The sequence below is a fragment of the Psychrobacter sp. AOP31-B2-9 genome (assembly GCF_052378005.1).
Classification (GTDB): domain Bacteria; phylum Pseudomonadota; class Gammaproteobacteria; order Pseudomonadales; family Moraxellaceae; genus Psychrobacter.
The window spans coordinates 1-1942 of record NZ_JBQSXG010000246.1; the positions used below are offsets into that span (position 1 = coordinate 1).

3 protein-coding genes are annotated in these 1942 nt (G+C 36.8%); 1 reads left to right on the forward strand and 2 read right to left on the reverse strand.

Features of this window, described 5'->3' with window-relative positions; all coding sequences use genetic code 11:
* Positions 1 to 219: 219 nt before the first annotated feature.
* Positions 220 to 630: a hypothetical protein gene (locus tag ACT3SX_RS14855; protein WP_444761556.1), complete on the reverse strand. Its 411-nt coding sequence runs from the start codon at positions 628 to 630 to the stop codon at positions 220 to 222.
* Between the two features lie 134 nt (positions 631 to 764).
* Positions 765 to 1199 carry a hypothetical protein gene (locus ACT3SX_RS14860; RefSeq protein WP_444761557.1) on the reverse strand — a complete coding sequence of 145 codons (435 nt, stop codon included), beginning with the start codon at positions 1197 to 1199 and terminating at the stop codon, positions 765 to 767.
* A gap of 384 nt (positions 1200 to 1583) precedes the next feature.
* Between ACT3SX_RS14860 and ACT3SX_RS14865 the strand changes: the two genes are divergently transcribed.
* Complete coding sequence (locus tag ACT3SX_RS14865) at positions 1584 to 1871, forward strand: hypothetical protein (protein WP_444761558.1); 288 nt, start codon at positions 1584 to 1586, stop codon at positions 1869 to 1871.
* The last annotated feature ends 71 nt before the right edge of the window (positions 1872 to 1942 follow it).

Here is a 1942-nt window from a genome sequence, read left to right on the forward strand (position 1 = left end):
CTATCTCCTGATAAATAGTCACTATTCCAGTTTTGAAGATTACCGCAGGCAGTGAGAGAGAGTAGGCAAACACCAGCTAAGATAGTATTGACGATTTTCATAATGTTGTTCCTGTTGATTTAACCTTCAATGACGTAGCGGAAAAATATATTTTTATTATTTTTCTTAAGGGTAACAAAAGAAGCTATTATTAATATAAAAACAGACGACTATCATTTGTTATTTAAGCTGATCAGGTGATGGTCTGATGGAACTTCCTTCGCAGATAAATGCTACAGTTGTGTAATCAGGAAGATTGTTAACCATTCTAAATTTTTCAATTGAACCATACTTTTTAATAATTATACTTCCGTTGCAATCAGTGACTTTATTAGGTAAGTAGGCTCTGCCGTCTTTACAGACATAATCGTTTGTTCCTTTAGGTAAGTTATTATCCTGCCAAAACAAATCTGCATCTGACAGATTATTACTGATACCTAAGTAATTTCCCTGACAGTCTGCTACCAGCCCCTGATCGTCTGATAGATAGTCTCCACCTGATAAATAGTCACTATTCCAGTTTTGAAGATTACCGCAGGCGGTGAGAGAGAATAGGCAAACACCTGATATAATGATATTGACGATTTTCATAATGTTATTCCTGTTAATTAACCTTGAATGACGTAGCGGAAATTTTTTATTATTGTTCGTAGAGATAACAACAGGCGTTGAACGATTCAGCAACTATTTAAAGCAGCATTTAAAGTTGCGTTCATTAAGATGAGCTATTTATTAGTATAATCTACAGGAACCACGTTACTACCTTGACAGTTAAACATGGTGTACCAAACCATTTCACCATCTTCATATCTGGGAAAATCATTGTTGAGCTTGAACTGCGCAATGCCACCTGGTTGTTTGGCGATGAGATTACCTTGACAGTCCGTGACCTTACTAGGCAAGTAGGCTTTGCCATCTTTACAGACAAAATTAGCCGTTCCTTTAGGTAAGTTATTAGCTTGCCAAAATCTATCAGCTGCTGACACAGTATTATGCCTCATACCTATATAGCTTCCCGTACAATCTGATACCATTATTCCTTGATCGTCTGATAGATATTCTCCACCTGATAAATAGTCACTATTCCAGTTTTGAAGATTGCCGCAGGCGGTGAGAGAGAGTAGGCAAGCAGCTGCTAAGATAGTACTAATGATTTTCATAATGTGGCTCCTGTTTATTAACCTTGAATGACATAGCGATAGTATTATCTATAGCCTGCATAAATAACAGCAGGCATTGAACGATTTAGCAACTATTTAAAGCAGCTTTCATTAAGGTAGGCTACTTTTTGGTATAGTCTACAGGAACCACGCTACTACCTTCACATTCAAATGTAGTGTACAAAACTATTTCACCATCTTCATATCTGGGAAAGTTATATTTACCTACTTTGTCAATAGTGGCTAGGCCATCTATAAAAAGCCAGCTTCATAAAGCAAGTGTTTGAATATTAAATAATAGCTATCGTAACGCCTTTAAAATATTAAGTAAACTTTTGTCTAAAATACATTGTACTAGGAAGTAAATATGAGGATGCTATAAACATGATAGTTAAGACAGTTTTACGAATTTTGATACTATTTAGCTCAGTATTTCTGTATAGCAACAGCTATGCTCAGAGTTTTGAGACAGAAAGTGCTGAGTCTGTTCGTCACTTCGAAAACAGCAAAGCCATGAATAATGCTATCTTTGGTATCTTTAAAAATGAACCGCCCCGGTATTGTCGGAGACTCCAGCTGTCTTTAAGCTTGTTTGTGACCCAATCCCATACGTCAGTGATGATAGTGAAAGCATTGTTTGATCGTCTTGCACGAGCTTTGTTATCGGCATAATGAGCTCGGTAACCTCGCAGGCTTTTATTACGCTTAAGCTCTCTTGATATAGTACTAGGACTTCTGCCTAA